A 25,125-nucleotide genomic window follows, 5' to 3' on the forward strand; every position below is an offset into this window, starting at 1 on the left:
GCTCGTCGCGGGCCGTCTTGCTGGCCGCAGCCGCCCGCCAGCGCGCCACGAAAGTGCGGGCGATCTTCGCGCCGCCGTACAGCGTGGCGAAACCGCCGATCGCCGCGAACAGGTCCACGATCGACGGGAGGTAGGAGACGGCTTGCATGTGATGGCTCCAATGAAAAAGCCGCCCGGCGAGGGCGGCTCGTGATGGGCGAAGCGCGCCGCGGCGCTAGGGTGTCTGCGTCTTCGACTCGTCGGTCTGCTTGCGCAGCTCATTGATCTGCCGGCGCAGCTCGTCGATCTCGATGGTGCGACGCGCCTCGGCGGCCGCCAGCGCGTCGAGCGCCGAGTTGCGCTGCTGGGCGATGGCCGCGGCGGCGTGCGTCAAGAAGGCGGGGTCGGTCACGGTGGTCACGATGTCACTCCCTTGATAACCACGAAGGACAGGACGACGGCCTCGGAGAGGCTGCCGCCAGAGGTGTTGTGTAGCTCGATCCGGCACGAGCCGGCCGCCACCGCCGTCACGGTGACGGTGTAGGAATTGGCCGTCGCGCCGGATTTGATCGCGACGGCGACGAGATCAGCGGCGGCAATGGCCGAGTTCAACAACGTGAAGCCGACTGTGGTGTTCGCGGCGAGCGCCGCGGCGTTCATTACGATCTCGCCGCACACCTTGTGGAGCGTGACGGCCGCCGATTTCGACGTGGCTTGGGTGACAGTGCCACCGGCGCCCGTGGCGTAGCCGATGCCGGCGGTCGCGCCAGCCGATTTCAGACTGCCGACCTGTATCAAGTTTTGGTTGGCGTCGATCGTCGTGGCCAGCACTCCGGCATCGCTGAAGATTTGGACGCGCTTTCCTGCGGTCTGCGTCCCCATCAAGAAATTTGTGATGCCCTGGAGCACTGCATCGCCGGCCTGCGACGTCGAGAAGAACTGCCCCGCTGCCCCGGCTACGCCGATATTGTAATCTCCGGCATCCCGACCGAGCTGCATGTAGGTAAAGGCCGTCGGGGAGCCCGAATAGACGAGTAATCCGGCACCGTTCGCCTGGAAGAAGGCATTGGTGCCGGTCCAGTTGTTGCTGCCTCCGAGAGCCGCGAGCGTCCCGCTCGCCGGCAGAGTCACATTCGTGGTGCCGGCCGTCGTCAAGGTCAGATTGTGTGCGCCAGCGGTGGTGAGATTGCCGCCAAGAGTGATGGTCTTGGTGCCGTTGTCGACGCCCGTCCCTCCACGGTTGGCGGCGAGCTGCCCCGTCCATCCGAGCGTCAACGACGCAGCGCGCAACAGCGCCGTTGACGCCGATCCGCCGAGAGTAAGCGTGACATTCGTGTCGTCGACCTTGCTCAGCCCGGCACCAGTGATATCTGCGCCTGCGATTGTCGACCACACAGGAGCCGCGGACGCCGATCCGGTCCCGGTCTGGCTCAGGTACTGTTTTGCGGCGCTCGCGTTTCCGGCGAGTCGCGACAGAGTGTTCGGTGCGCTGGCGTAGAGCAGGTCACCGAGCGCGTACGATGACAGCCCTGTGCCGCCGTAGATCGCGGCGAGTGGACTTGCGAGCGCGAGCCCGGCAAACGAGGCGGCGCCGCCACCGTTGATCACTACGCCCGGCGATGCCCACGCATTGGCGGTGATTGTCGCCGCAGAGAGATCGATGCCGTTCGCGATCGTCATCGCGTCGCGGACTTTGAGCACCGTGCCTGTCACCTTGAGCGGCGGCGCACCGCCGTAGACGCCGATCTGGATCGTGGTATCCCACCCGACGGCGCCGCCTTGATTGCCGAAAGCAAATGCCGCATCATCGATCGAGCCGGAAACCGCATCGGTCGCGACCTGCGCGATCTTGATACCGTATTTCGACAGCAGACTCGCACCAGCGCGGACGTCTGTATCGAATTCAGCAATCGAGCCTTCAGCTAAATATGTCGCACCAGATAGGATTTTTAGGTACGGATTTTCCGCGAAAAAATATCCCTTCTGCGCCCCGGGCGCGCCACCGTCTCCGGCCTGCACCTGCATGATCGGCTGGTGCGTCACATAAAATCTGTCGGCGTCCGGCCACGACGGGCTGGTGGCGCCGTTGTGCGAGCCAACCACAACAAACGCCTGACGGCCGCCCTTCATCGTCGACCCACCCCAACCGTGGATGAACGAAAATCCGTTCACAAAATTGGGGCCGTTGTCGACGGAATCAGACAAAATAAAGAAGTTGTTAAGCGATGCTCCAGGACCGGCGCCAACCCCGGCGGCGTATTGAACCATATCAAAAGCGGGTGCCGTCGTGCCAGCGGGCGGTGCGACAGACACTTTCGACGACGCCAGCCCAGCAGAGAACGTGTGCAACCCCGTCCACGTGGGCGTGGACGTGAAGCTCGGTGCGGCTGCAGCGCCGTTCGAGATAAACGCCGCGCCGGCGGCGCCTGGACTGGCCCACGCGAAGCCGGTCCACCCCGGACCCTTTCCGATTGGGATCGAATAGTCGGGAACCTGCCAGGACATTGTCAGCTCTTAATCAGCCAGCCCGACAGGGCCGTGACCGGGATGATGTGGATTGCGCCGCCCCCGCCAGGGCCGGCCAGGGACTGCAAACTCCATGCGCCGGAGCGGCCGTTCACGGCCTCTGAGCCGTGCGGACTGAACGAGACGGTCCCGCCGTATGCGTCCCAGCGGTACACAATCTTCTCGCGGCCGGTCGCGGATGACACGGGCGGTAGCGCTACCGATACATCGCCGCCGGCGCCGCGATTGATCACCACGATATCGTCGTCAGCAGAGATAGTAACAGCAGAGGATGTTAAGACTCGGACGCGGCGCGTGTAGAGCTTGAAGATCGCGACGACCTCGTCGACCGTGTCCGCCGCTATGATCTCCGATCCGAGCGCGCCGAACCGCGGCAAAAACCCGTCGGCGATCGAGACCGCGTAGGCGCCGTTCGCGAACGCAACGGAGATGCCATTCCCGCCCGAGACGTTGGCGCGCAGCGTCGGCAACACTCGCATCCGCAGACCTGGCCGGCGAACGAGCTTGAGGCGCATCGTCATGACGCAGGCCCCCCATGGATCACCGAGAGGTCACCGGCCGCGAGCTGATCCACCGCGTCGCCGCGCGCGACGCGGATGAACACCGAGTAGGTGCCGGCGCACAGCTGGGCCATCGTCTCGTCGTGGATTGACCACCCGAACGCTCCGGCGCCCGTGATCGTGATCATGCCGTTGGCGGTCGATGCGGTGATGATCGCGGTGTCAGGGGTATCCTGGCGAGTCACGTAGAGCACGATCGACGCGCCGGTCAGGTCGATGGGATCGCCCGTGGCGTCATCGACCAGCACGGCGTCGTCAGCCCAGTCCGCGCGATTGCTGACCGTGCCGAGATTGCCTTGATACATGCCGCGCCCTCAGAGCTTGAGATAGATCGTGGTCAACAGCCGCGGCCCGACGGCAGCGAAGGGCGAGGCGGTCATCGCGCTGCCGGTGGTCGCTGTGCGATCTTCATTTCCGCCAGCAGGCGCGTCGGCAATTTTCACGCCTGTGGTGGCAGTGTCTGTGGTCGAGTTGTTCAGCCCGGCGACACCGGCGCTGCCCGGCCCGACGCCGAAGAAATTGGCCACCTCATTGGGCCTGCGATAGCCGTGCGCATGCCCGGGGTCATACAGGTACACGTTGTGATAATGCGGAGGCAGGTTCGCGGCGATGAGCGATCGGCTCTCTGTGCCGCCGGCCGCCCCGAGAACGGTCGCCTGGGCGCCGAAGAACGACGACGTCAGGCGGCCCGCCGCGGTCGAGCCCATGTCGTCGAGGCCGGCCAGCGCGCGACCACGCGCGTCGGGGAGCGCGATGGTCTTGCCGGCCAGCCAGTCCGCGTTCGCCGAGGCGCCGCGGCCGCCGGCGACGGCCAGGCTCGGATCGGCACTCCACAGATACTCGAACAGCGGCTGTGCGTCGGCATGCGCGCGCTCGGTGGCGCCGCTGGTCGCCGAGCCGATCGTGCGTCCGTTGGCCCGCACCCAGCCCGAGATCGGCCCGGTGCCATAGCGGTGTTGGATCGCGCCGGTCGAGAAGACCGTCGTCGGGTCGACGGGGCTGCCGCCGCCGCCGCCCGACGAGGGGCCGATGACGAGCACGCCGTCTGCGCCGAGCACCTGCACGCCGGCGCGATCGGTGAGGCGGACCTTGATGCTACCGTCCGCGAAGAACAGTTGCGGCAGCCGCCCGGCGGCGTCACACACCACGGGCCAGGGGTGCGGGATGGTCAGCCCGCCGTCCTGATATGCGCTCTGCGGCGTCGTGGTGCCGGCGGCGTACGTGTAGAGCAGGCACCCGGCGAGCGGCCGCCCCTGGGTGTCGACCTGCACCGAGAGCGAGAGCGGAATGGAGCCGGCGGCGAGCGCCGGCCAGGCGCCAAGGATCAGCGCCGCGAAAGCCGCAGCGGCGGCGAGGAGTCGGGGCATATGGTGGGGTCCTGTCTGTCGCGGTATCCCTGGCGGCGACGCCAGAGCCTCATTGGCGGCGGTCATCGGCCGGTGTAGGGTCGGCCTATGACTTGGCCCCGCGCGCTCCTGCTGTTCCTGACCCTGCTGGTGATCGCAGGACTGTGGATCGTCGCGGAGGTGGCGAAGCTGGCCGGCTGGCAAGTGTGCCTCGGTTTCCTCGCGGGCTATTTCTTCCTCTACTGCACGTTCCGCTGGCATTACGGCTGGTGGCCGGACTTCGGCTTGGACGGCGAAGACGAGGCGAACTCCCGGCTGCCTCGAATTGCCCCGGATCGCGTCAACCGCGGCCGTCTCCGCCTCGATTAACGCCCGAGCAGCACCGCATTCGCTCCGGCCGCCACCGCCGACGCGGCGCGGTCCGACACGACGGGCGGCCGCTGCCGAACTCGATCAAGGATCGGTCGCAGCCGTTGCGCCGCATCCGGGTCTGTCAGGATCTCGGCTAGCAGACCGTCCGCTCGGCTCCGCAGCGTGTCGCGAAGCCACCGTGGCCCTGTTGCGAGGACGCGACGCAGCATGCTTGCCCCGTGCGATCCCGTCATGGCATCGAGCACGAGGTCGCCGACGATGCCCTCGGCATCGGCGCGCTCGGCCAGACGTCGCGCCGTGGCGGAGTTGCCGAGCGCCCGCCCGGTCAGCCCGGATGCGTCTACCTCGAAATCGAGCCGGCGCGCCCAAGTCTGTGCGGCCTCCGGCGTCGGCATGATGGCGGCGACCTTGGCTCGCATCTCCGGCGAGCGGAGATACTTCGTCATGTCGCCGAGCCGCGCCGGGTCGCTGCCCATGCGCCGGACGATCTCCGACACGGCACCGAGCCGGAAGCCGTCGCGCTCCGCCGCCGACATGGAGGTGAGCCGCGGCAGCAGCTCCTCGGACGACACGCGGGTGATGGCGCGCCCTGCCTCGATCGCTTCCAAAAACCGGCTCGGGCCGGCCCAAGCGTTCCGCGCGGCCTGGAATTCAGGCACCGCACGGTCGAGTTCGTCACGCATCCGCGCGGCGATCTGGGTGAGGGCGGCGCCTTGGCTGGCGCGGCCCTGCCGGGTCAGCTCGGCGCCGGCATCCCGAAGTTCCCGATAGGTGTAGTCCCACAATTGCAGGTTCGGATAGGCCGGGGCGCCGGTCGGGCCTCGGTTGAACAGCACCCGGCCATCGTCCGTGATGGTCACACCGGGGCGGAACGCGCCGATGCCGTCGGCTGTCGCCCGGTCCTGGCCGTTGCGCACCGCGGCCGCCATGGCCCGAGTCACGGCCGGCGATCCGGTCAGCGCCTCCAGGCCGGGCGTGATGATTGGGCGATCGCCCGCCTCGTAGGCGGCCCGGTAGAGCGGCGCCGCGTCGGCGCTGCGGCTCGCGATCACCTCGTCGATCGCCTGCCGCGCGGTCTGGTGTGCCCCGGTGAGTGTCCGCAGGTCATTGGCCATCCGGGCCGCCTGTCCCTGCTGACGGCCGGTGAGCGCCGGCACCACGGTGGTGCGGCCGGCACCGGGCGTCTGCGCCACGCGCTCCAGGATACCGCGTACGTTCTCGCCGCCGGCATCGGCGAGCGTGGCGACGGCGGGCCGAACCGCTTGCAGGTCGTCCGCGCGTTGGATCAGCGCCTCGGGGGTGTCCGCGTCGCGCGTGATGGCGCGGCGCAAATCGGCAGCGACGTTCGCTCGCGGCGAGACGGCTTCGATCATCCGTCCACCAAGTGACGAGGCGCCACGAATGACCGACGGAGCGGCGGCGCCGACAACCCCACCAACGAGAGCGCCCTGGCCGCCCCCCTCCAGTCGCTGGCCCGGCTCGGCCTCGCCGGCGCCGAATGCGGCGCCTCCGGCTGCGCCGGCGCCTGCCGCACGTGCGAGCGCCGGGAGCCTCGACACGCCTGCGGCGGCCGCGACAGGTCCGAGCACGGGGGCCGCAGCGATGGCGCCACCGACGGCGCCCGCGACTTCGCCGGGGATGCGCAGCGCCGGCGGCACGGCGGCGGTGCGGGCGCTCTCGCGCTTCAGGTTCTCGTCATAGGAGCCGCCGCGGCCCGTCAGCTCGTCCGCCTTCGCCGCCAGCTCGTCCGCCCAGCCGAACGTCACGCCGTTGGCGACGGCGCGCACCGCGTCGTCGACGTAGCCGAGGACGCCCTTGGACGGCGTGGGCGCGGCGGCCGGCGGCATCGGCTCGAACGGGTTGTGGTCGACCGGCACCAGCCGCGGCCCGCCACCAGCCGGCGGCTCGGCGAAGGGGTCGTGATCGACGGGGATGAGTCGGTACCTTTGGTTGTCAGCCATCAGAAACGCATCCTTCACCGTCGATGAGCCACACTCGCGACCCTACAACCACAGCGACAGGCTTTCCGTCATGGAAGACAAAGACGTTCGCACCTCGACATTGAACGTCGAGGAGCTTTGGTGGGTCGTCGCGATCCTGACCGACGCCATTGCCGATACTGTGGCGCCGGAGAAGCGACAGGAGCTCGTCAGCCAGGTTGCGACCCGGCTTCATGAAGCCGCCGGGAGGATGCCGGACGGGCGGCTGAGGGGGATCGTTCACGGCGCATCTCTCCACCTGATGCATTTCGAGCGGTGACGCCCCGTTGACGATCGGCCCCTCGATCAGTTCTCGACGAGGCCCGAACAGCTCGACTTTTCCGAGCGCCGCATTCGATCCGCTCGCGGTCTGGTGCTCACGGCGGTTCGGCATCACTGCACCAGGAGGAACTTGCCGGGGCGCTTCGGGTCGGGGAGGTACCACCGTCCATCGGGTGCCAGGAGGGCGCCCTCTGCGGGCGGGGCGGCGCGCCCCGGGGCCGCGGGAGTAGCCGGTGACGCCGCGGCCGGGCCGCCGGCGCGCGCTCGCGCCCGCTCCATGCCGGCCGCGACGATGCCGCGCAGCTCATGCAGGGCCGCAAGGTACTCGCCGTCGCTCTGCGATCGATCGAGGCGGGCGATCGCAGCTTCGGCCTTCTTGCCCTCGATCTCGGTGATGGCGCCGCCGCCCTTCAGGCTCTCGAATGCCTCCAGGAAGGTGCGGCCTTGCAGCTGATCGGCCCGCGCCGCAAAGTCCTTCGCGCTCGTGCCCGGGATATAGTTGCGCGGATCAGCCCACCGGCTGGCGCCGGTCGCCGTCGTGCGGCCGGGATGATTGATCATGGCGTCGATCAGGCCGGTCGTCTGCTCGGCCTTGGCGATCGTGCCGGGCAGCGCGACTTGCGCTTGGCCCAGTGCCTTGCCTCGCTCCTCGGCCGCTTCCTTCCCCTCGATGTTCTTCGGGACCTGCCCGATCACCTGCCGGGTGAGCGGGTCCATCAACACGAAGTGCGTGCCGGCATCCATGCGGATCGGCTCCTTGCCCGACAGCGTGACGCCGTCCGGGAGCTTCGTCCTGATCGCCTCGCCGGACTTCCCCGGCTGCATCATCACCGGGTTGCCCTGCTCGTCGCGGCCCCACACCGGCTGAAGCCCGTACTCCCCGGCGCCGGCGCGCTTGCGCTGCATCCAGTCGGCAAACGTTCCCTGGAACCCTTGTCCACGCACATACTCGTATTCGCGCACATCTTCGGTCGGACGGTTGAGCTGCTGCCGCTGGAGGTCCAGCGACTGGCGGCGATGCTCCGCGAGCGCGGCGGCGTCGGCGCGCCGCTGGTCGAAGTCCCGAGCGTCGCGCCGCGTGTCCTCGGCGAAGGCGCGGTCCGTGTTGGCCTGCCGCTGCGCGTCCTGGCGATTGCGCGTGATCGTTCCGGCAATGTCGCCGAGCGCGCCGGCGAAGTCGACCTTCGGCGTGTCGTAGGTCGGCTGGTACTGCGACAGCCGGTAGAGAGCGCTGTAGTCGACCATGGATCAGCCCCAGATGCTCGCGGCGATCTTCCCGGCGCCGAGGATCGTGTTCCACATGTTGCCGCTGGCGTTGTAATCGGCCATCGCGGCGTCGGCGTTGGCGTTTCCAATCCCCTGCTGCGTCTGAAACCCGATGCCGCCCTTGAGCGCGCCGGCGTCGTACGACTTGTCGCCCACCTTGGTGACCAGGCCGGCGCGCGCGCCGGCGACGGCCGCGTCCTGACCGACGAAGGGAGCGAGCCGCGAGACGTAGTCGCCATACGCCTGGTTCGCGTAGGTCGTGGCGAGCTTGGTCGTGTCGGCAACCGTGTTGCCGCTGCCCAGCATTCCGCGCGCCGCGGCGCGACGGTCGAGCTGGTCGAGCGAGAGGTCAAGCCCCTCCTGATAGCCGGGCGTCGCGGTGAAGATGGATCGGGCGCGGGCCAGCCCATCGGCGCCGTTCACGCCCGTCGCGTCGTCATAGGCCCCGGTGCGGGCGCCGGCCGCGGTGGCGAGCGGTGCAAAATAGTCGCCGGCCTGCTTGTAGTAGTCCTTGAGCTGGCCGAGCCCGGTATCGATCGAGGCATTCGCCTCGCGCTGCCCGGCCTGAAGACCCGCAATGCGCGCCTGCGCAGCCTCCTTCTGAGCGTCGCCGGAGAACCAGTCGAAGAGGCCCATGTCAATTGCTCCCGGGCGTCCACAGCCCCGTGGTGGCGTTCCAGATCAGGACTTGGCCGTTGGTGGGTGCCGCGGCCGCAACGTTGCGGAGGTCGCCGAGCAGCAGGCGATCGCGGTCCTTCAGATACTCGTACCAGGCTGGATCAATCGTGCCGTCCGGCCGCACAAACCGGACGGAGGGATCGGGGATCGGTCTGCGCGCCATGTCATCGCCTCGCTTCGGCCGCCATGTCGCCGCCGTAGAGGGCGGTCTGAACCGGGTCGGCCACCTGGAGTCGCCAGCGCCGCCCCTTGGTGGATGTGATGCCGGTGCGGCGCACCGTGACCGGCTCTGTGACCGCCTGACGTCCGAGCGAGCGGCGCAGCGGCGCCGACCACGACAGCCCGCCGTCGTCGCTCCACGCGATCTCGACGGTCGGATCGGTCTCGATCGGATCGAGCCCCGCCGCGATGCCGACGCCCGTCGTCATGTCGAAGTCGGCGCGCGCGACCCGGACCCGGCCCGGAAACGCGGTCACAGGCCCAGACTCCAGCAGCATCGGGAACGGATTGCCCGCCTCGGTGCAGACATCCGGGTCGATGGCGAGGATGTTGCCGCTCTGCGTGTCTCCGACCAGCCACCGGCCGAAGGCGTTGTGGCTGGTGGTGATGCGGCTGCGGCTGCCGAGATGGCTGCGTCGCTCGTGCCAGGTCTCGGAGTTGGTGTTGAATACCCACGTCCAGGCCGGCGAGGAGATCTGCCAGAACCCGTGTCCGTCGGCGACATAGACGCACGCCTCCAGTGTGTCCTTGTCGGGCACGTCCTCGATCAGCGCATCCAGATCCGGCGGGCTCACCTTGACTGGTGTGTAGCCGTCGAGCCGGTAGACCGCGAGGTCGTCACCGACGAACAGGAGCGCCCGAGTGAACCCATCCTCGTGGCCGGCCACCGCGTAGCGGCCAGCGAGGCCGCGCGGGATCACCACGTCGCGGGCGAGCGGGAAAGGCGACGTGCCGGCGTTGGTCCACGTTTCGATGGTTCGCGCACCGAACGCGAGCAGTCGCGACCCCCACGGGATGACGCGCAGAAGACCGTCCGGATTGGCCTCGGCGCGCGCGAACGATAGGGCGCTCACCGCCGTGCTGTTCAGGTCCGTCGCGTAGATCAGACCTGCCCCGGTCGAGAAGATGCCATAGCCGTCGAATGCACAGCCAGAATTGACGGCCGGAAGGTCGACGTCCGGATAGGCCGACACCGTCGTCGGCGTGAAAATGAACGCTCCCTCGTTCGGATCGACCACGAACTGATCTGGCGTCGGCGTCTTGTTGTTGCGAAAGAAAAAGACCCTCGCTGCGCCGTTGAGCGCGCCGATGTCGGCCGCCGCGCCGCCCGCGGCGGTGTGCTTCACCAGCCGGCCGTTCCAGGCGCTGTAGAGAATGCCGTTGATCTCGTGCATCCCGCGGCAGCCGGTCCGCGCGGTGGAGCCGAACAGCGTGAGCCCCGGCGCGCGCCGCCAGCGTGCAACCGATCGCGCGCCCCTGCCCAGCGGTTCGGCGAACGTGTTGATCAGCCGTCCGGCCGAGTCCTGCGGATTTGCGCCCGGCGAGGTCGACAGCGGGAACGGGATGGCGGTCATGCTATCTGCCTCGCACCAAATCACGCGCCCATTCCGGAATGGCCGATCCCTTGCTGGCGCGCGCCAACAGAGCTTCCAGCTCTTGCGTCCCCGGCCCGTCCTGACGGTAGCGCTCTCCGCCTGCGCGGAGATCGGCAATCACCCGCTCGATCTCCGGCGGAGAATAGTCGGTGATCTGCTTGGACACCGGCACGTCCGCGGTTTGCCATGGGGCCGACTTCGCCCGCTCAGCGCTCGACATCAGCGCCCAATCGCCAGCGTTCCGGGCCTCGACCTCGTGACGCAGGCGATGATACGCCTCGCGTGCCGCGTCGTACCTCAGCTTGTTCGGTGTGGCCCCCCAGTCCGGGTAGCCGGCATCAATGGCGCGGCGCGCCTCATCGATAGGGCCGGCCCCACCGCGAGGCAGAGTTCCTTCGATGTCCTGGATTGCGTGCTGGATCTCGTGAGCGCCTGCGTTCCGCAGCGCGTCCACATCGGGCGCGGTCACCCGGATTTTCGGCGGGTCACCTTGCCAGTATCGCCCCTCCAGAGGCCCGACACGGACCTCGGTGGGCATCGATCCAAGCGCCGGATAGGCCGCCACCGCATCTGGATGCACGATGCCTCCGTGCGGCGTCACCGTCATCGCCTCGTCGGGGATGTAGAACTTCCACCGCCCGTCCGCCGGGTCGGTGAACCATCCGGTTTCGCGCCAGATTGCCTTGCGGCTCTCGCCGGCTGCCGTCATCGCTTCGGCGCGGGCGAGGGCGGCGTGATCTGCCGTCTGGGCGAGCCGCCCACCGAAGACGCCGGCCGCTCCGCGGACGGCCGTGGCCGGGGCGCCGCTCATCAAGGTGCCAGCCAAGTCAACGGCGCGCTCGTAATAGCGCGGGTCCTGCGGCGTCACCCGGCCGGCGTAGACGTCGCCCGGCAGAGTCACGGCATCGTAGGCCGAGCGCGCGAGACGCGCCGGCCAGGTCTCTGCCAGCTTCTCGGCCAGGCTCCGCCGCGGCGGCGGATCGAGGCTGTCGGCGACGCCGTCGCGGCCGGCCGCGGCCTGCGCAATCTGCACCAGGCGCTCATAGGAGACGTCGGCCATCTGGCTGTCTCAGAAGTGCTCGGCCTGCATCGGCTGATAGGTCGGCCGCGTGGCGGTGATCCGGCGCAGCCGGGTTTCCAATGCGGCTTCGACTTCGGGGCTGTACTGCGCCCCGAAGTCGGGGGCCGCGACGTTGGCGAGCCACGAGGCGAGCGGCAGGAAGACGCCGGGCTCGATCTCGCCGCCGTCGGGACCGGGCTCGCCCGGAGCGTCGATATAGACGATCTCGCGCGTCGACAACTCGTCGCACACCGCGTCGACGAGCTGGTCAACGGCCGAGACGTCCTCGGCACTCGGCGTCTGCCCGGCGGCGATGACGCCGAGTTCCGAGAGGGCGCGGTCGATCAGATCGCGCCGGGTGCGGGTCGTGGTCACGCCGAACCGCCACCGACGAACGCTTCCTTCTCGTCGCCGGTGAGGGCGTTGAAGGCCTCGGCGTCAGCCTTGGTCAGGCTGCTGGAGATCTCGACAGCACCGCGCATGATCGACCAGGACCCGCGACCGCGATGCACGGCGGCGAGCTTCTCGCCATCCGCCGAGGGCGGATCGTGCGGATCGTCCGGCTCGACCAGGAAGAACGGATTGCCCGCCGCCTTGCGGGCGAAGTAGGGGTTGCTCGTCTCGACCGGGACGCCGGCCGGGAACTCGACGCCGTTCCAGACCGTCACGCCCGGGCCGTCGGGCTCGCCGAGCCAGGTGATCTTCGCCATGTGGCTTCTCCGATGTCAGGTTGGGAGGGCCGAAGCCCTCCCGCCGATGGCTATGCGTCAGGCGTCGGCCGCAGCGGACACGAAGATCGTGAACACGCCCCACTGCTTCAGGTTCGCGGTCGCGTTCTTCTTGAACATCTTGGCGATCCCGTATGCCATCTCGACGCCGGTGCCGGTGATGAAACCGTAGTCGTCGTCCTTGCGGAAGGTCGGCTTCGCCATCTGCCCCCACGCGAACGCGACTGCCGATTGACCGCACAGGAAGACGGGTTCGACGCGACTCCCGGTGGCACCCGCGGTGGTGAGAGAGGTCCACACGTTCGTGACGTGGGTGCTGATCTCCGGCACCTCGCGGATGATCACGCCGTCGTCGATCAGGTCGCCGTCCTGGAAGATCGGGTTGTCCTCCATGCCCTCCGCGTCGCGCGGCCGCGCATCCTTGTTGATGGTCTCCAGGTCGGCCTTGATGTCGCGGAAGGCATTCGAGCCGGCGAAGCACACGAAGTACTCGCGACCCTTGCCGTCGTTCACACGGAACGGCTGGATCTTCGGGTCGGCGAGCAGGGCGCGGCGCTTCGCGAGGCGGAGCACGGTGCGGCTGAACTTGTCGTCGACGCCGTCGACGTTGGCCAGCGCCGTGGCGTGGGTGGCATTGTAGTTCGACACCAGCTTGCCGTAGAGCACCCGGTCTGCATTGTCCGCGTTCCAGGTGTTGCGCTGGCCGGCGGTCGCCGCCTCGTAGAGGATTCCGTTGACCCGCTGGCCGTTCGTCGAACCGAGGCTCGCCGGAGCGGCCTCGGACGGCAGCGCCATCAGCGCCTTGATGATCTCGTCGCGCTGCAACTCGAGGCCCCAGTCGGAGAGCAGGTCCTTGGCCTCGCCGAATACATCGGCCGAGTCCTTCTGCTGGTTCGCCTTGTTGGTCAGCACCGCGTTGCGGGCCCAGTCGATCCAGGCCCGCATGCCGTAGTTGTCGATCGCCTCTTCATTGCCGGCCAGCGTGCCGGTACCGATGGCGGTGCCCTTCAGCCTGGTCACGAGCGGGATGTTCATTTGCTCGCCGCCGGCCTTCAACTCGTTGCGGAGGCGGATGATCGAGGTCAGGGCCGTGCCCATGTAGGGGCTGAACCTGTTCTGGCGGACATACTCGCGATTGATCTGCTGGGTGTACTTCACCAGCTTGTTGTTGCTGTCGGGGGAGGTGACGGCCATGGTCTATGGTCCTCGTAACGGATGAGGCCGGCCCGCAGGTCTAGCGGCGGACGGCGTGACGGAACAGTCCCGCGTCGCTCATGTCGTCACCGCCGTCGGAAGCCGCGGGCGCGGCGGACGGGGTGCGGCTGAGCGACGGGGGCAGGTTGACGACGGGGGCAGGGCGCCCGGGGGTGGACGCCTGTTGGGCGCGCAGCTTCTCGCCGACGCGCTTCAGGAACTCGGGATCGGACAGAAGCTCTTCTTCTCGCTTCTTCAGGTAACCATCGAGATCGCCGCCGGTCTTCTCGACCATCTGGCGCTCGCGGTGCCACTTCACGACGGCCTCGCCGGGGTCTGCCGCCGCCATGACGCGCTGCACCGCGATGCGGTCGCCGGCATGGCCGGCCTTGATCAGCGACTCATAAGCAGCCTCGAACTCCTCCCCGTACTGCCGGTGCGCCAGGCGGAGCGAGAAGTTCGCCTCCTGGGCGCGCAGCCGCTCCTCGAAACGCTGTTCGACCTGCCCGATGAAGCCATGCGGGTCTTCAAAGATATCCGGCGTATGCGGCCTCGGCTGGCTCGCCCGCTGCATCTCGGCGATCTGCCGTTGCAGGGTCTCGCGCTGACGGCGCTCCTCGGCGATCTCCGCCGCGAGGGTCTGTCGGCGCTCGCGCTCGTCGAGCAGCTCGCGGAGCGGAACGCGGTGGTCCTGGTCTCGCGGCTGCGGTTCGGGTGCGGACGGCTCCGGCGCGGGCTCTGCCTTCCCGGCGAACCTGCCGCGCTCGTCGCGCGTCAGTCCGGGCTCGGGCTGGTCCGGGGCCTGCGGCTGACCGTGGCCCTGGTCCGTCACGTCGGTGACGGGGGCCGGATCGGCCTGCAATGCGGCGTCGAAGATCTCCTGATCGGTGTCCATGACCGTTCCTGTCGCTGTGTCGTCGCTGATCACGATGGCGCCCTGTCACGCCGGGCGGTGCGGATCGGGCTGTCTGAGCCGCCCGGGGCTCCCCGCGTGTCGTGCGGGAGACGATAGGGTCAGGTCGTGGCGTCCGGAACCGCGGCCTTGCGTCCGGCGCGCTCGCGCTCGATCTCGATGCCGGCCGCCACCTTCTGCGCGGCAAGCTCGGATTGCATCATCTGCTTCTCGCGTTCGAGCATGATCTGAGCCGCGGCGCGCTCGCGTTCGAGCACGAGGTCGGCTTGCATCCGCTCGCGCTTCATGGCGATGCTCGCGGCCAGCTCGTCACGCCGGAGCTGCGCGGACTGCGCCGCCTTCTGCGCCTCGATCTGTATCGACGCCTGTGCGTCCTGCTGCTTCAGCTGCATCTCGGCCTGCCTGGCCGCGACCTCAGGCGGCGGCTGCTGGGATGCCTGGTCAAGCAGGTCGGTGACCTTCTTTTTCACGCTGGACGCCAGCGGTGCCAGCTCCAGGAGCACGCGCGGCGGCACGTTCGCACCCTTCGCGGCGAGTGCGGTCAGCGTGTCGTAGCTGTCGGCCATCATGTTGACGCTGTCCGGCCCCTCGTCGATGATGATGTCGACGTCGAGCGACCCAATCGCGTTGACCAGGGTCGGCATGCCGGTCTGGGGATCGACGTCCATGCCATTGATCTGGGCGAACTGTGCGAGGCCGTCGTCGTCGGTGACGCGCACCCAGCGCTCGGCCGTCCAGTACTGACGGATCATGTTCCACACCGCGCGGTAGACGCGCATCTTCCACCCGCGATAGGCGAGGATGTAGGGCCCCAGCTCGGCAATGCCGGCCTGTTGCAGCAACGCGATGGCGCGGCCGGACGAGTTCTCCAACCCGCCGCCGATCAGCGCCGGGTTCGGCCCGAAGTTCTGGATGCTGGCCTGGTTCAGCTCGAGCAGCTTCGACCAGCCCATGAAGTCGAAGGACTGGTCGTCGATCTTGATATCGTCGCCGATCGGCGCGTTCTTCGGCGGCAGCTCGATCACACCGTCTGGCCGCGCCATCTCGGCGCGCGTCTTCTCGATGCTGCCGACGGCGCCGGTCCGCAGGATCAGCCGGCGCGACGCCAAGATGTGCTGGAGCTTCGACTGTTTCGCGTTGATGCCATCTTGGGCAGACCGCATGTTCCGCACAAATCCGTAGCGGTCACCGTCGTGGTCGGTGTTCGCGCTGAACATGATGTAACGGCAGAACGTCCGGCCCTTCTCGTCGACGAGATAGCTCCGCCCCTCCATCAGAACGGTCGACCCGGTGTGGAGCGCGAACCACCACTGTCCGCCGCGCATGTACCAGTGGTCGACGAGTCGCACGCGCTTGCGGGCACCATCGCTGGCGAACCACCGCGCCTCGCGGTCGCTGTCGGTGCTGAGTTCGGTCGATGTCTCGATCGACGCCTCGATCTCCTCGCGCTTGGCCGGGACCAGCTCAATGGCTGCCTCGATGTCGACCCACTTCGATACGCCGAGGAAGCGAGCGTCCGAAAAGTCGGCGCGGATCGACTGTGGGTCGTAGAAGAACGTGTCGGGCTCGACCACGTCGATCTCAATGTCGAGGTCGTCCGGGCCGCCGGTGTCGCCGCCGGTCAGGCCCAGCTCGACACCGCCGATCCCGTCGATCGCTCCGTCCCGCGCCGTCTCCGGGCTCTTCGCCTTCCAATCCTGCTGATCAAGAACGTAACGCAGCACGGCGGTCGCCAGCTCGGCGCCCTGCTCGTGCTGCGGGGTGCGCGGATAGGCCCGTGGGTCCTGCCGGAGCCGCTCGATCAGGCCGACTACGCCATCTATCTTGCGGCCGATCTCGTTGAACGTCATCGCCGGCTGATTGCGCTTCTTCAGCGTCTTGAGTTGGGCCGGTGTCCAATGCGCTCCGTGGTAGTAGCGGCGTGCCTCCTTCTGCTCGGCGATCTCGTCGCGCTTCGACGAGAGATAGTCGAGATAGCGGCGCTTCAGCTCGCCGAGCGAGAGCCCGCCGTGGTCCGCGCCGCCGGCGGGCACGGACGCCACGCCGGACCCGCCTGGTGCGTAACCGGTGTCGGCCATCAGCTCGTGATCCAGTCGTTGTCGGCGCTGTCGCGCTCGCGCGCGGCGTAGCCCGAGCGGTTTCCAGCCGGCGCCGCGGGGTCGGGCGCCCGGCCATGCATGATGGTGTCGAGGAGTTGACCAACGAGCCCGAGCGCGTCGACCTGGTCGTCATGCCGGCCAGCCGGGAAGCCGAGCAGCTCGGCCCGCAGGCCGGGCCACCACGGCTCGTTGACGGGCACGTAGAGGCCGGACAGGGCCATGCGCCCGCGGATCGCCTGGGCTCGGATCGCCTTGTCGCCGCGGGTCGGGAATTGCCGGCGCGCCACGAAGGCCCGGCGCTCGCCCTGACGGCGATCGAGGAACGGGCCGACGCCGGAGCGGATTTGCCCGGTCTCTTCGGCCCACTCGATCGGCTTCCACCTCAGCACCAGGTCGCAGAACGCTTCGACCCACTCGTCCGAGGCGGCCTGACGGCGCCACAGGTCGAGCAGATACATGCGGCCCTCGGGGTCGACCCCGACCACGAGGTGCACGGTGTAGTCGCCGCCGTCCGCGGTCACGGCATAGTCGGAAGCGCCGTAGACCCGCAGCGTATCGAGCGCGGGAACGGCGGTGTAGGGGCGCAGCCACTCGGCCCGGAAATAATCACCCTCCTCGGGCGCCGGGCGTTGCTGATAGAGCGCGTTCCAGTTGCGCGCGCCCTGCGTGATCTTCTCCTGAGCCAGGAGGCCGGGCGTGAACCACTCGGGCCACAGCATCTCGCCGGGCGCGCGGCCGAGCGGATCGCCAGCCTCGGCCTCGGCGCGGATCGAGAGCACGTACCAGAGCTCGCCGTCGCGCGCCTTGATCCACCCGGACTCGCCGTCGTAGCCGTCCGGCAGGATGCGCCCGGCCGGGTCGTCTTCGTGCCAGCGCGTATTGTGGCTCACCAGCCCATTCGCGATGAAGTTCTCCGTGCCATCAATCTGCACGTCGAAAACCTCTTCAACGCCAGCCGGCTCAATCTTGAGAACGGCATCCAGAGTGAAGTCTGATGTAGCGCGCCGCAGACAGTGCGGTTTCTGCGTTTTTTGCGTATCCGACGACAAGGTTGCAGTCGTTACAGAGTAAACCTCTGATTTTTCCGCTTTCGTGGCAGTGGTCGACACACAGCTTACCACCCCAATGGGCGCGAACATTGCTTCCAGGCGGATTCCCGCAAACAGCGCACTTACCGCCCTGCTCTGCAAAAAGACGATCGTACTCCTCTGCAGATATTTTGTAGCGGTGCTTAATGCGCGCAGCGCGCCTTGCTTCGCTGTTGCAAGAAGGCGGCCGAACGCCGTCTGCCCACCGCTTTTTATTGTAGTGAGAGGTGCAATATCCGCGGACCGAAGCGGGCTTTTCGCACCCATCGGCGGCGCATAACTTACCTTTCCACTTGCCCCATTGACCCGGACGATTTCGTGGCCCGGGAGTAAGTCTTTCGTCCTGATCCACTTCAACTCTCCGCCTACGCAAACGAGAAACGGGTGTCTCGCATTTGCTTTGACGGATATACCAGATATCGTCTTAATTTCATAGATTTGATCAAGACCATTTCTGGTCCAATTCAGCACCGTGGCCGACGAAAGCGAGCCATCTCGATAGGTGGCGACAGCATCCCCGGGACGAATGTGACGAAGATCGCGCTCAGACCCATCAGCCATCAGGACGGGCGTATCGCCGGTCATGCACATGATGAGGACGATCGCGCCGCCCGGCTTGAGGCGGGTCCGTAGGTCGGATCGCCACCACTCCCATGCCGTGTCGCGCACCGTGAGGCTGTCGGCATCCTTGCGGCCCTTCACCGGGTCATCGACCTCGATCAGGTCGCCGCGCCGGCCGGTCACCGATCCGTCGACCGACGTTGCCGTGAACTCGCCGCCCTCGGCGGTTTCCCATTCCTCGGCCGCCTTGGCATCGTCGGCGAGGCCGCTGCCGAACACGGCGGCGTAGTGCTCGCTACCGACGACGTTGCGGCAGCGCTTGCCGAACCGCCGGGACAGGCGCTGCGCGTAGCTCGCCGTGATGACGTTCTTTCCGGGCCGTCGCCCCATGTACCAGGGTGGGAACAGCACCGACGCATAGGTGCTCTTGGCGCTGCCCGGCGGCATGAACACCATGAGCCGGGTGATCTCGCCACGCTCGACCGCTTCGAGCCGCTGGATCAACAGCCGATGATGGGCCGCCGGCTCGCAGCCGTGCAGCCGGCACCATGCTGCGAAGCTCGTCTTGGCTCGCCGCCGCCGCTCGGCGAGGATCAGGTCAGGCGGAGGGAGCTGCGGCTTTGGCGGCGAGCCGTTCGGCTTCCTCGAGTTCTTCATCGGTCCACTTCGACAGGTCGAACTTGTGCCGGTGCTCGTGTCCGATCGGGCTGTCGCCGCCTTCGTGGACCAGCTTGTCGCCGTACTTCTTCGGCGCTATGCGGGCCATCAGCCACTTGCGCGCGTCGACCTGGAGGCGCCGGTGTCCGAGCATGTCATCGCGGACGATCTTGACGCCGTCCTTGCTCTCTTCACGCCGCTCGCCTTCCTGCGGCGTATCGGCGATGGCGAGGATCTCCTCGGCCATGTGGTCGGCCTGCGCTTCGCGCGCACGCGCGTACTGCTCGCGGAAGTCGCTGTGCTGTTGCAGCCAGCGGAAGACGGTCGAAGCGGCCGGCATGTCGCTCGCCGCGCAGATCACCCGGAGGCTCTGGCCGTCGGACAGGCGCTCACAGATCGCCTCGGCGATCTCGGCCGTGAATTCAGACGGTCGGCCCATTGCGCCCACGCGCACGGTCGGCGTGCATCAGGAAGCTGCGGAGCTGGTAGCCCTCCAGCGCCCAGATTTGGGCGCGGGCGTTGTCGCGGGCGACCTTGCGTCCGATGGCCTCGTCGAAGTTCTCGGGCGAGGCACACGCCGCGTGCCCGACGACCTGGAAACCATTGCGCAGCGTGAGCGCGCACACGGTCAGGGTGGTGCCCGGGAAGACGTGGTAGGTCTCACCGACGATCTGCGCGTCGACGTGCTCGGGCGTCACGCGCGGCGCGGTCCTGCCGGCGGCGCGGATCTCGGACTCGATGGCATGCTCGTCTCTCATTCGTCGTCCTCGTTCTGGCGGTCGGGGAGGGGCCCGACATGGAAACCGATGCGGTCGGGCAGGTTGGCGCGGCGGAGTCCCGGGGTCAACGGCTCGTCGTGCGGCTCGCGGGTGATCGGCAGGCCGACGACGCGACGGGGCCGGATCGGTCGCCCGCTCGGGTGACGCTTCACGGCTGCGTCTCGATCACCCGCATCAACCGCGCCGCGACGAAGTCGGCGCGCTCGGCAGTGCAGCCCGTCTCGGCGCGCACGATGGCGGCAACCTGGTCCAGCCGAGCCGCCTCCGACGAGCCCTCGTCGGGCAGTCTCATGCGGCCGTCCGGGAACGTGATCACATCGCCCATGCGCATGCACCTCTCATAGAAACTTCCGGCCGGCGTGGTCCCGGAATGCCTTGGCGCGTCGGTCATAGGCTTTCAGCGTGCGCACCTCTCGATGGCGCGTCACGTCCATCACCTTGAGCAGGTCGGCACCTGCCTCCAGGGCCGAAGTGACGAAGCCTGCGCGCAAGCTGTGGCCGCTGAACAGCGCTGGATTGAGCCCAGCCGCGGCCGCGCGGCGCTTCACGATCTCGGCGACTGCGTGCTCGGACAGCCGGCCGGCGGCGACCCGGCCGCCGCGGTTGACCGCGCGGAACACCGGGCCTTCGGTGATCGCCGCGGCCGACAGCCAGGCGTCGAGAGCTTGGACCGGCCGGAGCTTTCCGCCGAGCGGCACTGCGACTTGGTGACCCTCGCCCTCCTGGTCGGTCTTGGACCTCCGGATGTGGACGATGATGCCATCCGGGGTCCGCTCCAGGTCGGAGGCCGTGAGAGCGACGAGCTCCGAGCGGCGGAGCGCCGCCGCGAAGCCGATCAACAGCAGCGCGCGGTCGCGCCGCCCTTGCATGGTGTCCGGGATGCCCTTGAGCATCGCGGTGATGGCGCGCGCCGTCGCCGGAGCCTTTTGCTCGACAGCGACGCCGACCCGCCGCCGGATGCCTCTCAGCACCGCCTTGGTCGGCTCGGCGGCGGTCGGAGGGGGCGACCCGGCCAGCCGATGCGCGTATGCGATCGCGGCGGTCCGCCGCATGATGGTGCTCGCCTTCAACCTGGCATCGGCCAGAGAGGCGAGATAGGCCGCGACGGTCTCGACCGCGGCGGGCAGCGGCGCGACGGCGTGGGAGGAGCACCACGCCCGGAAGTGATCCCAGTCGCTCGCGTAGGCCCGCCGGGTCGCGGCCGATTTCTCGGCCATCGCGTAGCTTTTCGCGGACGCTATGGCGTCGACAAGGCTCTCTCTGCATCCCAACCGCGCGAGATCCGATTGCCGATCTTGCGCGCGTCTATGCCCGAGATCTCGGAGGCCTCCGCAAGCGTGATTATCGGAGGCTATCCGAGCCCGAACCCGGGCCGCCGGCGCTGCACCAGCACGGACCGCCCGCGTACCCGGATGACGGTTGGCTGGCCACCGACAGGGAGCGCCGGCCTGGCGCCGGCCGCGCGGGCGATCGCCCGCAGCTCGGCCGCCAACTCGGATTTGTCCTCGGCGAACCGATGCGGCCGACTGCGGTCCGGCGGGTCGAGCCGGCGGACCTGCCGCGCGAGATCGTAGAGGCGGGACAGGTCAGCCATGGCGCCGGGCACAAAAAACGCGCCGGCGGATGATCGCGGCGCGTATGAATTCGACGATGGTCATTTTGCAGGTTTCGCCGGTCCGGTCAAGTCTGTAACCTAAGTAGATCACCGCATTGACGCACCATCCAAACATCGCCCACGCATGGGTTCCCACGGAGTGACCCCCCGCTCATGCCCCCGATCCGTCCCGCCCGCCAGACCGGCCGCTACGCCGATCGCCGATCGGTCCGCGCCCCCGCCCAGGGCCTCGCTCGGCCTCCGGCAGGCGCCACCATCCGCACCGCGGTCGTCGCCGTCCCGGACCCGATGGAGCCCGGCGCGCGTCTGCTCGCCACGGTAAACACCAGGACCGACATCCTGGAGGACGAGCGCAGCCACGGCCGCATCAGCGAGGCGGCCTATCAGGTCGGCCGCATGCTCCAAGAGGCGTTCGAGCGCACCGCCCGGCTCGGCAGCTCGTCGAGCTGGAACGACGGTGGCCGCGTCGACATGGCCGAGCGCCATGAGCTGGCCATCGGCTACGCGGTTCAGGACGCCCGGCGGGTGCAGGCGCTGATGCGGCGGGTTGAGCACGCCGTCGGCGTCGTTGGCGCCAGGATGCTGCGGTCCGTGATCGGCGATCGGACGAGCTTCGCGGCAATCGCGGCGGCCCGCGGACGCGCTGGCGACCGCGCGACGCGGCAAGCGTCGGCCCACTTCCGAATGCTCCTGGAGGAGACCGCCGAGCACTTCGCGGCACGTGGGCCGGCGGGCCGCTGAGCCGGTCAGCGCGCGAGCATTGCACCGCTCGGCCGCAGATCAAGGGCCGTTTCCAGCAGCTCGCGAACGGCCTCCGATCGCGTGATTCCGCGCTCGGCGGCATATCGGTCGACCCGCTCCCTCACCGCATCAGGCACGCGCGCAGACAGCAGCGGGTCGCGTCCCGTCGCGGGTCTGCCTCGCCCTCGTTTTTTTTGGTATACCGCTATTGACTGGGTCACGAATATCTGTATACTCAAATTCATCAACGAGATCAAGCCCGCGCCTCGGGGACATCAGGGGCGGAGGAACGGAAATGGCCAACCACCCGAACCGGAGCGTCACCAAGCAGCTCTTGAATGACCTGCTCGCGTACGAGACCGACGGCGCCAACCCGACAGACGGCCGGCGAGTGATCCGTGACGAGCGCCTTCGCCTCGGGGCCGCGATCGCCCGCGACGCGAAGCGGGCGAACACCGAGCGTGCCATCAAGGCCATCAAGCACCCTGCATCCAACCAAGGGCAAGCTCAGGCGGCAGCGATGCGCGACGAACTCGCTCGGTTGCCGGCGGCGGACCACTTGAGCGTGGTTATCGCGCACGCGCGCGCCACGCTCAAAGCGTGGTCTACCTAATCATCACCGTAGGTAGGCACCCGGGGCGCTGTCACGCCCCGGGTGCCCTGCAAATCACCCATAGGAGAGAGCTTCGTGAGCGTGACACCAGAAGTAGACGATATCGGATATGTCGCTCAAATTCTCGACGCCATGGAGAGGGCAGACAAAGCACTCAAAGAAATTCAATGCATGGCCACGAATGTGGAATACCACAACCGAGGCGGCGACGCCGCGCAGGAGATGGTGGCGGATGCGGCCAAGTGGCTTGACGCAGAAGTGGCCGTAGCGCTTGCCCGTCTCAAGGCAACATATTCGGCCTACACCGCCGCATGGGACGGGGATCGCTCCGATTACGCTCATTGGCTGCGCGAGGCGGACCGCCGGGCGGACCTCGCGCCCGGAGGTCACGGATGCGACGTCGTGAGACTGCGGGGCGGCGTCTGCCGCAGATCGGTGTGAAGTATGCCTCAATGAGGCCGTGGCTGAGCAGCCTCAGGGCTGATCGCGCCACCCGAGGCGGCTGCCGGCAGCCGCGAGCTGCGCTAGGGCATCGATGGTCCGCTTGCTCTGGCCGCGGACCGAACGATAGCGCCGCGTCGCCGGCACGTAGCATTTCGCCGAGCGATCGTAAAGCATGGCGTCCGGGTACTGCTGGATAAACGACCTGATGTCGCCGGACGCCTGCGACATCGATATGCCGAAGCGCTCGACGAGATCCGTGCGCACCACGCGGCCGCGCGCGAGCAACAGCAGGTCGATGAAATCGAGCCGCACTTCCTCGGCCCAAGACATAACCGCAATCCCTCTGGTTTCTGCGACCATTTTTGCATTGTCCCGTTGCCCGGATCAAGCCAACGATCGCCGCTCCGTCAACAGTCGCCGTGGTGCCGGCGAGACTTGAGCGGGCAGAACGCCCCCACCGCAATCATCGTCCCGCCCGATGCGGCGAGCTGCAAGCATCAGCATCTCGAGATGCTGCGGCCCTCCGGACGAAGGGAGCGCCGGCATGGTCACACTCCCGGGGCTGCGGCTTTATCCCGGGCCGCGCGCCTCGCGTCCATGTCGGCCATCACCCGAGCAACGTGGCCGCGCCGCGTCTCGACCGTCTCGCGCGGTCTCGACAGGCGGCGCGCCGAGGGCGGCTCGACCGGCGCTGTGAGCATGGCGGAGACACGGGCGAGCGTGTCGCGGTACGGCTCGACGACTCTCGCGACGATGGCGTGCATCTCCGCGTCGTTGGGCGGCCAGCGCCGATCCAGCCCAGCCTCGCCGCGCGCAACCATCAGACACGCGCGCTGAATGGCCCAGAGCGGGAAATCGGCGAGCACCCTGGCCATGATCGCCACCGTCGCATGCGCTTCGTCGCCCTGCTGTCGCATCGATCGGTAGCCCGTCAGCATCGCCGACAGCGCGGCCCTGACCGCGTCGGCGTCGCCTGCCCCGAACGCGACAAGCCCTGTGCGAAGCTCTGCGGCGCGGCGCTCCAGCCGTGACCGCTCGTCGGCGTCCAAGGCCCTGACCAGCGGCCGCGGCTGGCCGGTGATCGACAGCGCGCTGAACAGGCGCGGCAGCTCGTAGTCGGTGACCAGGTCGACCAGCGCCGGCGTCCCGCCGTCAGCCGCCGCCGGTAGCGCGGGCGGCGTAGTGGGCGGCGAGCGCCGCAAAGCCGTCGCCGCGACCTTGCCGAGATGATCCATGGGGGTCTCCGTGAATGGTCTTGGCCGGAAGGGCGACGACCTCGGGGATCGGTTTTGCCTGTGCCGCGATCTCGCGGGCGATGGCGGGCTCGAAATAGCCGACACCGCCGGGCGGCCCGTCGCGCTTGCGCGCCATCGAGGCGCGGGCGCCGATCAGCACCACGTCGCGCGTCCAGCCGCGGGACAGCCACGTCTGCACGCGATGCGCGGCGCCGCACCAGCCCGGCGGCGTGTCCTGCCCGGCGCCGACGCCGGCGATCGCCGCCAGCTCGGCGGCGAGGGCGTGGGCCTCCGGCGTGATCAGGCTCGCCGGCTGGGCCGGGGCCGGGATGGGCGCGGGACGTCCGAGCGGGTCGGGGTCGCGCGGGCGCGCGTCACCACCATCACCATGCTTGTCTGGATGTGGTTGTGGTTCTGGTGCTCCAAGCATGCTCGAAGCATGCTCGTCGGCGTGCTTGACGTCCTGCTGGACGTCCTGCTGGACGTCCGGCTTGGACCACCGCTTCGAGGCCGCCTTTCTGGCCCTCTCGGCATACTTGGAGGACGTTTCGTCCACCCTGGCGAGCTCGCGGTCGATCCGCTTGTGCCGCCATCCCGCCTCGAAGAACGCCGCGACGGTGGACCTCGCCCGGCGCCACTCGGCCGTCGTCATGCACGCGATCCGGGCGAGCTGCCGGTCGTCGTCCGGCAGCCCTCCGGTCGTCCAGTAATGCATGATCAGCAGCAGATAGGCGCCGTGCTCCGCGGCGTTCAGATGCGACGTGTCGGCCCGGTAGTCGGCGATGTAGAGCGGCATCCAGGGACGCGCCATCGGG

General features: G+C 68.3%; 32 protein-coding genes. 5 read left to right on the forward strand and 27 right to left on the reverse strand.

The window, feature by feature from the left end; genetic code table 11:
* Positions 1-214 precede the first annotated feature (214 nt).
* Genes ACFQUV_RS08970 through ACFQUV_RS08990 form a run of 5 tightly spaced genes read right to left on the reverse strand, consistent with a single transcriptional unit; the run spans position 215 to position 4,432 of the window.
* Positions 215-400 carry a hypothetical protein gene (locus ACFQUV_RS08970; protein WP_129610087.1) on the reverse strand — a complete coding sequence of 62 codons (186 nt, stop codon included), beginning with the start codon at positions 398-400 and terminating at the stop codon, positions 215-217.
* Positions 397-2,484, reverse strand: coding sequence for a hypothetical protein (locus tag ACFQUV_RS08975; protein ID WP_207211527.1), 2,088 nt, complete (start codon positions 2,482-2,484; stop codon positions 397-399). The genes ACFQUV_RS08970 and ACFQUV_RS08975 overlap by 4 nt, the downstream gene beginning before the upstream one ends.
* A gap of 2 nt (positions 2,485-2,486) precedes the next feature.
* Positions 2,487-3,026, reverse strand: a complete 540-nt coding sequence (locus ACFQUV_RS08980; RefSeq protein WP_129610085.1) for a hypothetical protein — start codon at positions 3,024-3,026, stop codon at positions 2,487-2,489.
* On the reverse strand, positions 3,023-3,370 hold the full coding sequence (locus ACFQUV_RS08985) for a hypothetical protein (protein ID WP_129610083.1): 348 nt from the start codon (positions 3,368-3,370) through the stop codon (positions 3,023-3,025). Before ACFQUV_RS08985 ends, ACFQUV_RS08980 begins: the two co-directional genes overlap by 4 nt.
* Before the next feature lie 9 nt (positions 3,371-3,379).
* Positions 3,380-4,432, reverse strand: a complete 1,053-nt coding sequence (locus ACFQUV_RS08990) for a hypothetical protein (protein WP_129610081.1) — start codon at positions 4,430-4,432, stop codon at positions 3,380-3,382.
* An 87-nt stretch (positions 4,433-4,519) separates the two neighbouring features.
* Between ACFQUV_RS08990 and ACFQUV_RS08995 the strand changes: the two genes are divergently transcribed.
* Positions 4,520-4,780: a hypothetical protein gene (locus tag ACFQUV_RS08995; protein WP_129610079.1), complete on the forward strand. Its 261-nt coding sequence runs from the start codon at positions 4,520-4,522 to the stop codon at positions 4,778-4,780.
* Here ACFQUV_RS08995 and ACFQUV_RS09000 read toward each other — a convergent pair.
* Positions 4,777-6,660, reverse strand: coding sequence for a hypothetical protein (locus ACFQUV_RS09000; protein WP_129610077.1), 1,884 nt, complete (start codon positions 6,658-6,660; stop codon positions 4,777-4,779). The two genes, ACFQUV_RS08995 and ACFQUV_RS09000, sit on opposite strands and share 4 nt — an antisense overlap.
* A 154-nt stretch (positions 6,661-6,814) precedes the next feature.
* On the opposite strand from ACFQUV_RS09000, the gene ACFQUV_RS09005 reads away from it, so the two are divergent.
* Positions 6,815-7,042 carry a hypothetical protein gene (locus ACFQUV_RS09005; RefSeq protein WP_129610075.1) on the forward strand — a complete coding sequence of 76 codons (228 nt, stop codon included), beginning with the start codon at positions 6,815-6,817 and terminating at the stop codon, positions 7,040-7,042.
* Positions 7,043-7,155: 113 nt separating this feature from the next.
* Here the strand turns inward: ACFQUV_RS09005 and ACFQUV_RS09010 are convergent, their stop codons facing one another.
* The 17 genes from ACFQUV_RS09010 to ACFQUV_RS09090 form a co-directional block, all read right to left on the reverse strand.
* A complete protein-coding gene (locus ACFQUV_RS09010; RefSeq protein WP_129610074.1) occupies positions 7,156-8,289 on the reverse strand; it encodes a hypothetical protein in 1,134 nt (377 codons plus the stop codon).
* Positions 8,290-8,292: 3 nt separating this feature from the next.
* Positions 8,293-8,946, reverse strand: coding sequence for a hypothetical protein (locus tag ACFQUV_RS09015; RefSeq protein WP_129610072.1), 654 nt, complete (start codon positions 8,944-8,946; stop codon positions 8,293-8,295).
* A 1-nt stretch (position 8,947) separates the two neighbouring features.
* The gene (locus ACFQUV_RS09020) at positions 8,948-9,151 is read right to left on the reverse strand and encodes a hypothetical protein (RefSeq protein ID WP_129610070.1); all 204 of its coding nucleotides are present in this window, start codon (positions 9,149-9,151) and stop codon (positions 8,948-8,950) included.
* Between the two features lies 1 nt (position 9,152).
* Entirely contained in the window at positions 9,153-10,562 is a 1,410-nt protein-coding gene (locus ACFQUV_RS09025; protein WP_129610068.1) for a hypothetical protein, read from the reverse strand.
* Position 10,563: 1 nt separating this feature from the next.
* The gene (locus tag ACFQUV_RS09030) at positions 10,564-11,643 is read right to left on the reverse strand and encodes an LPD23 domain-containing protein (RefSeq protein ID WP_129610066.1); all 1,080 of its coding nucleotides are present in this window, start codon (positions 11,641-11,643) and stop codon (positions 10,564-10,566) included.
* 9 nt (positions 11,644-11,652) lie between these two features.
* Entirely contained in the window at positions 11,653-12,018 is a 366-nt protein-coding gene (locus ACFQUV_RS09035; RefSeq protein ID WP_129610064.1) for a hypothetical protein, read from the reverse strand.
* On the reverse strand, positions 12,015-12,353 hold the full coding sequence (locus ACFQUV_RS09040; protein WP_129610062.1) for a hypothetical protein: 339 nt from the start codon (positions 12,351-12,353) through the stop codon (positions 12,015-12,017). Before ACFQUV_RS09040 ends, ACFQUV_RS09035 begins: the two co-directional genes overlap by 4 nt.
* Before the next feature lie 57 nt (positions 12,354-12,410).
* Positions 12,411-13,565 (reverse strand): DUF4043 family protein, encoded by a 1,155-nt coding sequence (locus ACFQUV_RS09045; protein WP_129610060.1) that lies wholly within the window; start codon positions 13,563-13,565, stop codon positions 12,411-12,413.
* 40 nt (positions 13,566-13,605) lie between these two features.
* Entirely contained in the window at positions 13,606-14,460 is an 855-nt protein-coding gene (locus ACFQUV_RS09050) for a hypothetical protein (RefSeq protein WP_129610059.1), read from the reverse strand.
* A 119-nt stretch (positions 14,461-14,579) separates the two neighbouring features.
* The gene (locus tag ACFQUV_RS09055; protein WP_129610057.1) at positions 14,580-16,556 is read right to left on the reverse strand and encodes a hypothetical protein; all 1,977 of its coding nucleotides are present in this window, start codon (positions 16,554-16,556) and stop codon (positions 14,580-14,582) included.
* Positions 16,556-18,883: a phage terminase large subunit gene (terL, locus tag ACFQUV_RS09060; protein WP_129610055.1), complete on the reverse strand. Its 2,328-nt coding sequence runs from the start codon at positions 18,881-18,883 to the stop codon at positions 16,556-16,558. Before terL ends, ACFQUV_RS09055 begins: the two co-directional genes overlap by 1 nt.
* Positions 18,825-19,322 (reverse strand): terminase small subunit protein, encoded by a 498-nt coding sequence (locus ACFQUV_RS09065; protein ID WP_207211526.1) that lies wholly within the window; start codon positions 19,320-19,322, stop codon positions 18,825-18,827. The genes terL and ACFQUV_RS09065 overlap by 59 nt, the downstream gene beginning before the upstream one ends.
* Entirely contained in the window at positions 19,306-19,641 is a 336-nt protein-coding gene (locus ACFQUV_RS09070) for a Gp49 family protein (protein ID WP_129610053.1), read from the reverse strand. The genes ACFQUV_RS09065 and ACFQUV_RS09070 overlap by 17 nt, the downstream gene beginning before the upstream one ends.
* On the reverse strand, positions 19,638-19,814 hold the full coding sequence (locus tag ACFQUV_RS09075; protein ID WP_165364034.1) for a hypothetical protein: 177 nt from the start codon (positions 19,812-19,814) through the stop codon (positions 19,638-19,640). Before ACFQUV_RS09075 ends, ACFQUV_RS09070 begins: the two co-directional genes overlap by 4 nt.
* Positions 19,811-19,987, reverse strand: coding sequence for a hypothetical protein (locus ACFQUV_RS09080; RefSeq protein ID WP_165364032.1), 177 nt, complete (start codon positions 19,985-19,987; stop codon positions 19,811-19,813). The genes ACFQUV_RS09075 and ACFQUV_RS09080 overlap by 4 nt, the downstream gene beginning before the upstream one ends.
* Positions 19,988-20,000: 13 nt before the next feature.
* Positions 20,001-20,879, reverse strand: a complete 879-nt coding sequence (locus ACFQUV_RS09085) for a site-specific integrase (RefSeq protein ID WP_129610049.1) — start codon at positions 20,877-20,879, stop codon at positions 20,001-20,003.
* A gap of 134 nt (positions 20,880-21,013) precedes the next feature.
* The gene (locus tag ACFQUV_RS09090) at positions 21,014-21,256 is read right to left on the reverse strand and encodes a hypothetical protein (protein ID WP_129610047.1); all 243 of its coding nucleotides are present in this window, start codon (positions 21,254-21,256) and stop codon (positions 21,014-21,016) included.
* A 174-nt stretch (positions 21,257-21,430) separates the two neighbouring features.
* On the opposite strand from ACFQUV_RS09090, the gene ACFQUV_RS09095 reads away from it, so the two are divergent.
* Positions 21,431-22,018: a hypothetical protein gene (locus ACFQUV_RS09095; RefSeq protein ID WP_129610045.1), complete on the forward strand. Its 588-nt coding sequence runs from the start codon at positions 21,431-21,433 to the stop codon at positions 22,016-22,018.
* Between the two features lie 5 nt (positions 22,019-22,023).
* Here the strand turns inward: ACFQUV_RS09095 and ACFQUV_RS09100 are convergent, their stop codons facing one another.
* Positions 22,024-22,263, reverse strand: a complete 240-nt coding sequence (locus tag ACFQUV_RS09100; protein ID WP_371851724.1) for a ribbon-helix-helix protein, CopG family — start codon at positions 22,261-22,263, stop codon at positions 22,024-22,026.
* Positions 22,264-22,313: 50 nt separating this feature from the next.
* Here ACFQUV_RS09100 and ACFQUV_RS09105 point away from each other — a divergent pair, with 50 nt between their 5' ends.
* Both ACFQUV_RS09105 and ACFQUV_RS09110 read left to right on the forward strand, forming a co-directional pair.
* Positions 22,314-22,631, forward strand: coding sequence for a hypothetical protein (locus tag ACFQUV_RS09105; RefSeq protein WP_129610041.1), 318 nt, complete (start codon positions 22,314-22,316; stop codon positions 22,629-22,631).
* A gap of 75 nt (positions 22,632-22,706) precedes the next feature.
* Positions 22,707-23,072, forward strand: coding sequence for a hypothetical protein (locus ACFQUV_RS09110; protein WP_129610039.1), 366 nt, complete (start codon positions 22,707-22,709; stop codon positions 23,070-23,072).
* 33 nt (positions 23,073-23,105) lie between these two features.
* Here the strand turns inward: ACFQUV_RS09110 and ACFQUV_RS09115 are convergent, their stop codons facing one another.
* The 3 genes from ACFQUV_RS09115 to ACFQUV_RS09125 all read right to left on the reverse strand — a co-directional run bounded on the left by ACFQUV_RS09115 (position 23,106) and on the right by ACFQUV_RS09125 (position 25,121).
* Positions 23,106-23,435 carry a hypothetical protein gene (locus ACFQUV_RS09115; protein ID WP_129610037.1) on the reverse strand — a complete coding sequence of 110 codons (330 nt, stop codon included), beginning with the start codon at positions 23,433-23,435 and terminating at the stop codon, positions 23,106-23,108.
* Between the two features lie 188 nt (positions 23,436-23,623).
* Positions 23,624-24,310 (reverse strand): hypothetical protein, encoded by a 687-nt coding sequence (locus ACFQUV_RS09120; RefSeq protein WP_129610035.1) that lies wholly within the window; start codon positions 24,308-24,310, stop codon positions 23,624-23,626.
* The gene (locus tag ACFQUV_RS09125; protein ID WP_129610033.1) at positions 24,228-25,121 is read right to left on the reverse strand and encodes a DUF1376 domain-containing protein; all 894 of its coding nucleotides are present in this window, start codon (positions 25,119-25,121) and stop codon (positions 24,228-24,230) included. The genes ACFQUV_RS09120 and ACFQUV_RS09125 overlap by 83 nt, the downstream gene beginning before the upstream one ends.
* Positions 25,122-25,125 lie beyond the last annotated feature (4 nt).

Source organism: Rhodoplanes sp. P11 (assembly GCF_964266735.1).
GTDB classification, from domain to species: domain Bacteria; phylum Pseudomonadota; class Alphaproteobacteria; order Rhizobiales; family Xanthobacteraceae; genus Rhodoplanes; species Rhodoplanes serenus.

Coding starts and splice junctions, on each gene's coding strand:
- ACFQUV_RS09045 (WP_129610060.1), bottom strand. CDS start 13,565: ATGGCCGTCACCTCCCCCGACAGCAACAACAAGCTGGTGAAGTACACC.
- terL (WP_129610055.1), bottom strand. CDS start 18,883: ATGAAGAACTCGAGGAAGCCGAACGGCTCGCCGCCAAAGCCGCAGCTC.
- ACFQUV_RS08980 (WP_129610085.1), bottom strand. CDS start 3,026: ATGACGATGCGCCTCAAGCTCGTTCGCCGGCCAGGTCTGCGGATGCGA.
- ACFQUV_RS09025 (WP_129610068.1), bottom strand. CDS start 10,562: ATGACCGCCATCCCGTTCCCGCTGTCGACCTCGCCGGGCGCAAATCCG.
- ACFQUV_RS09020 (WP_129610070.1), bottom strand. CDS start 9,151: ATGGCGCGCAGACCGATCCCCGATCCCTCCGTCCGGTTTGTGCGGCCG.
- ACFQUV_RS09080 (WP_165364032.1), bottom strand. CDS start 19,987: ATGGGCGATGTGATCACGTTCCCGGACGGCCGCATGAGACTGCCCGAC.
- ACFQUV_RS09050 (WP_129610059.1), bottom strand. CDS start 14,460: ATGGACACCGATCAGGAGATCTTCGACGCCGCATTGCAGGCCGATCCG.
- ACFQUV_RS09105 (WP_129610041.1), top strand. CDS start 22,314: ATGGCCAACCACCCGAACCGGAGCGTCACCAAGCAGCTCTTGAATGAC.
- ACFQUV_RS09055 (WP_129610057.1), bottom strand. CDS start 16,556: ATGGCCGACACCGGTTACGCACCAGGCGGGTCCGGCGTGGCGTCCGTG.
- ACFQUV_RS08990 (WP_129610081.1), bottom strand. CDS start 4,432: ATGCCCCGACTCCTCGCCGCCGCTGCGGCTTTCGCGGCGCTGATCCTT.
- ACFQUV_RS09090 (WP_129610047.1), bottom strand. CDS start 21,256: ATGGCTGACCTGTCCCGCCTCTACGATCTCGCGCGGCAGGTCCGCCGG.
- ACFQUV_RS09100 (WP_371851724.1), bottom strand. CDS start 22,263: ATGAATTTGAGTATACAGATATTCGTGACCCAGTCAATAGCGGTATAC.
- ACFQUV_RS09005 (WP_129610075.1), top strand. CDS start 6,815: ATGGAAGACAAAGACGTTCGCACCTCGACATTGAACGTCGAGGAGCTT.
- ACFQUV_RS09070 (WP_129610053.1), bottom strand. CDS start 19,641: ATGAGAGACGAGCATGCCATCGAGTCCGAGATCCGCGCCGCCGGCAGG.
- ACFQUV_RS09120 (WP_129610035.1), bottom strand. CDS start 24,310: ATGGATCATCTCGGCAAGGTCGCGGCGACGGCTTTGCGGCGCTCGCCG.
- ACFQUV_RS09095 (WP_129610045.1), top strand. CDS start 21,431: ATGCCCCCGATCCGTCCCGCCCGCCAGACCGGCCGCTACGCCGATCGC.
- ACFQUV_RS08985 (WP_129610083.1), bottom strand. CDS start 3,370: ATGTATCAAGGCAATCTCGGCACGGTCAGCAATCGCGCGGACTGGGCT.
- ACFQUV_RS09010 (WP_129610074.1), bottom strand. CDS start 8,289: ATGGTCGACTACAGCGCTCTCTACCGGCTGTCGCAGTACCAGCCGACC.
- ACFQUV_RS09040 (WP_129610062.1), bottom strand. CDS start 12,353: ATGGCGAAGATCACCTGGCTCGGCGAGCCCGACGGCCCGGGCGTGACG.
- ACFQUV_RS09085 (WP_129610049.1), bottom strand. CDS start 20,879: ATGGCCGAGAAATCGGCCGCGACCCGGCGGGCCTACGCGAGCGACTGG.
- ACFQUV_RS09030 (WP_129610066.1), bottom strand. CDS start 11,643: ATGGCCGACGTCTCCTATGAGCGCCTGGTGCAGATTGCGCAGGCCGCG.
- ACFQUV_RS09015 (WP_129610072.1), bottom strand. CDS start 8,946: ATGGGCCTCTTCGACTGGTTCTCCGGCGACGCTCAGAAGGAGGCTGCG.
- ACFQUV_RS08975 (WP_207211527.1), bottom strand. CDS start 2,484: ATGTCCTGGCAGGTTCCCGACTATTCGATCCCAATCGGAAAGGGTCCG.
- ACFQUV_RS08995 (WP_129610079.1), top strand. CDS start 4,520: ATGACTTGGCCCCGCGCGCTCCTGCTGTTCCTGACCCTGCTGGTGATC.
- ACFQUV_RS09125 (WP_129610033.1), bottom strand. CDS start 25,121: ATGGCGCGTCCCTGGATGCCGCTCTACATCGCCGACTACCGGGCCGAC.
- ACFQUV_RS09065 (WP_207211526.1), bottom strand. CDS start 19,322: ATGGGCCGACCGTCTGAATTCACGGCCGAGATCGCCGAGGCGATCTGT.
- ACFQUV_RS09115 (WP_129610037.1), bottom strand. CDS start 23,435: ATGGTCGCAGAAACCAGAGGGATTGCGGTTATGTCTTGGGCCGAGGAA.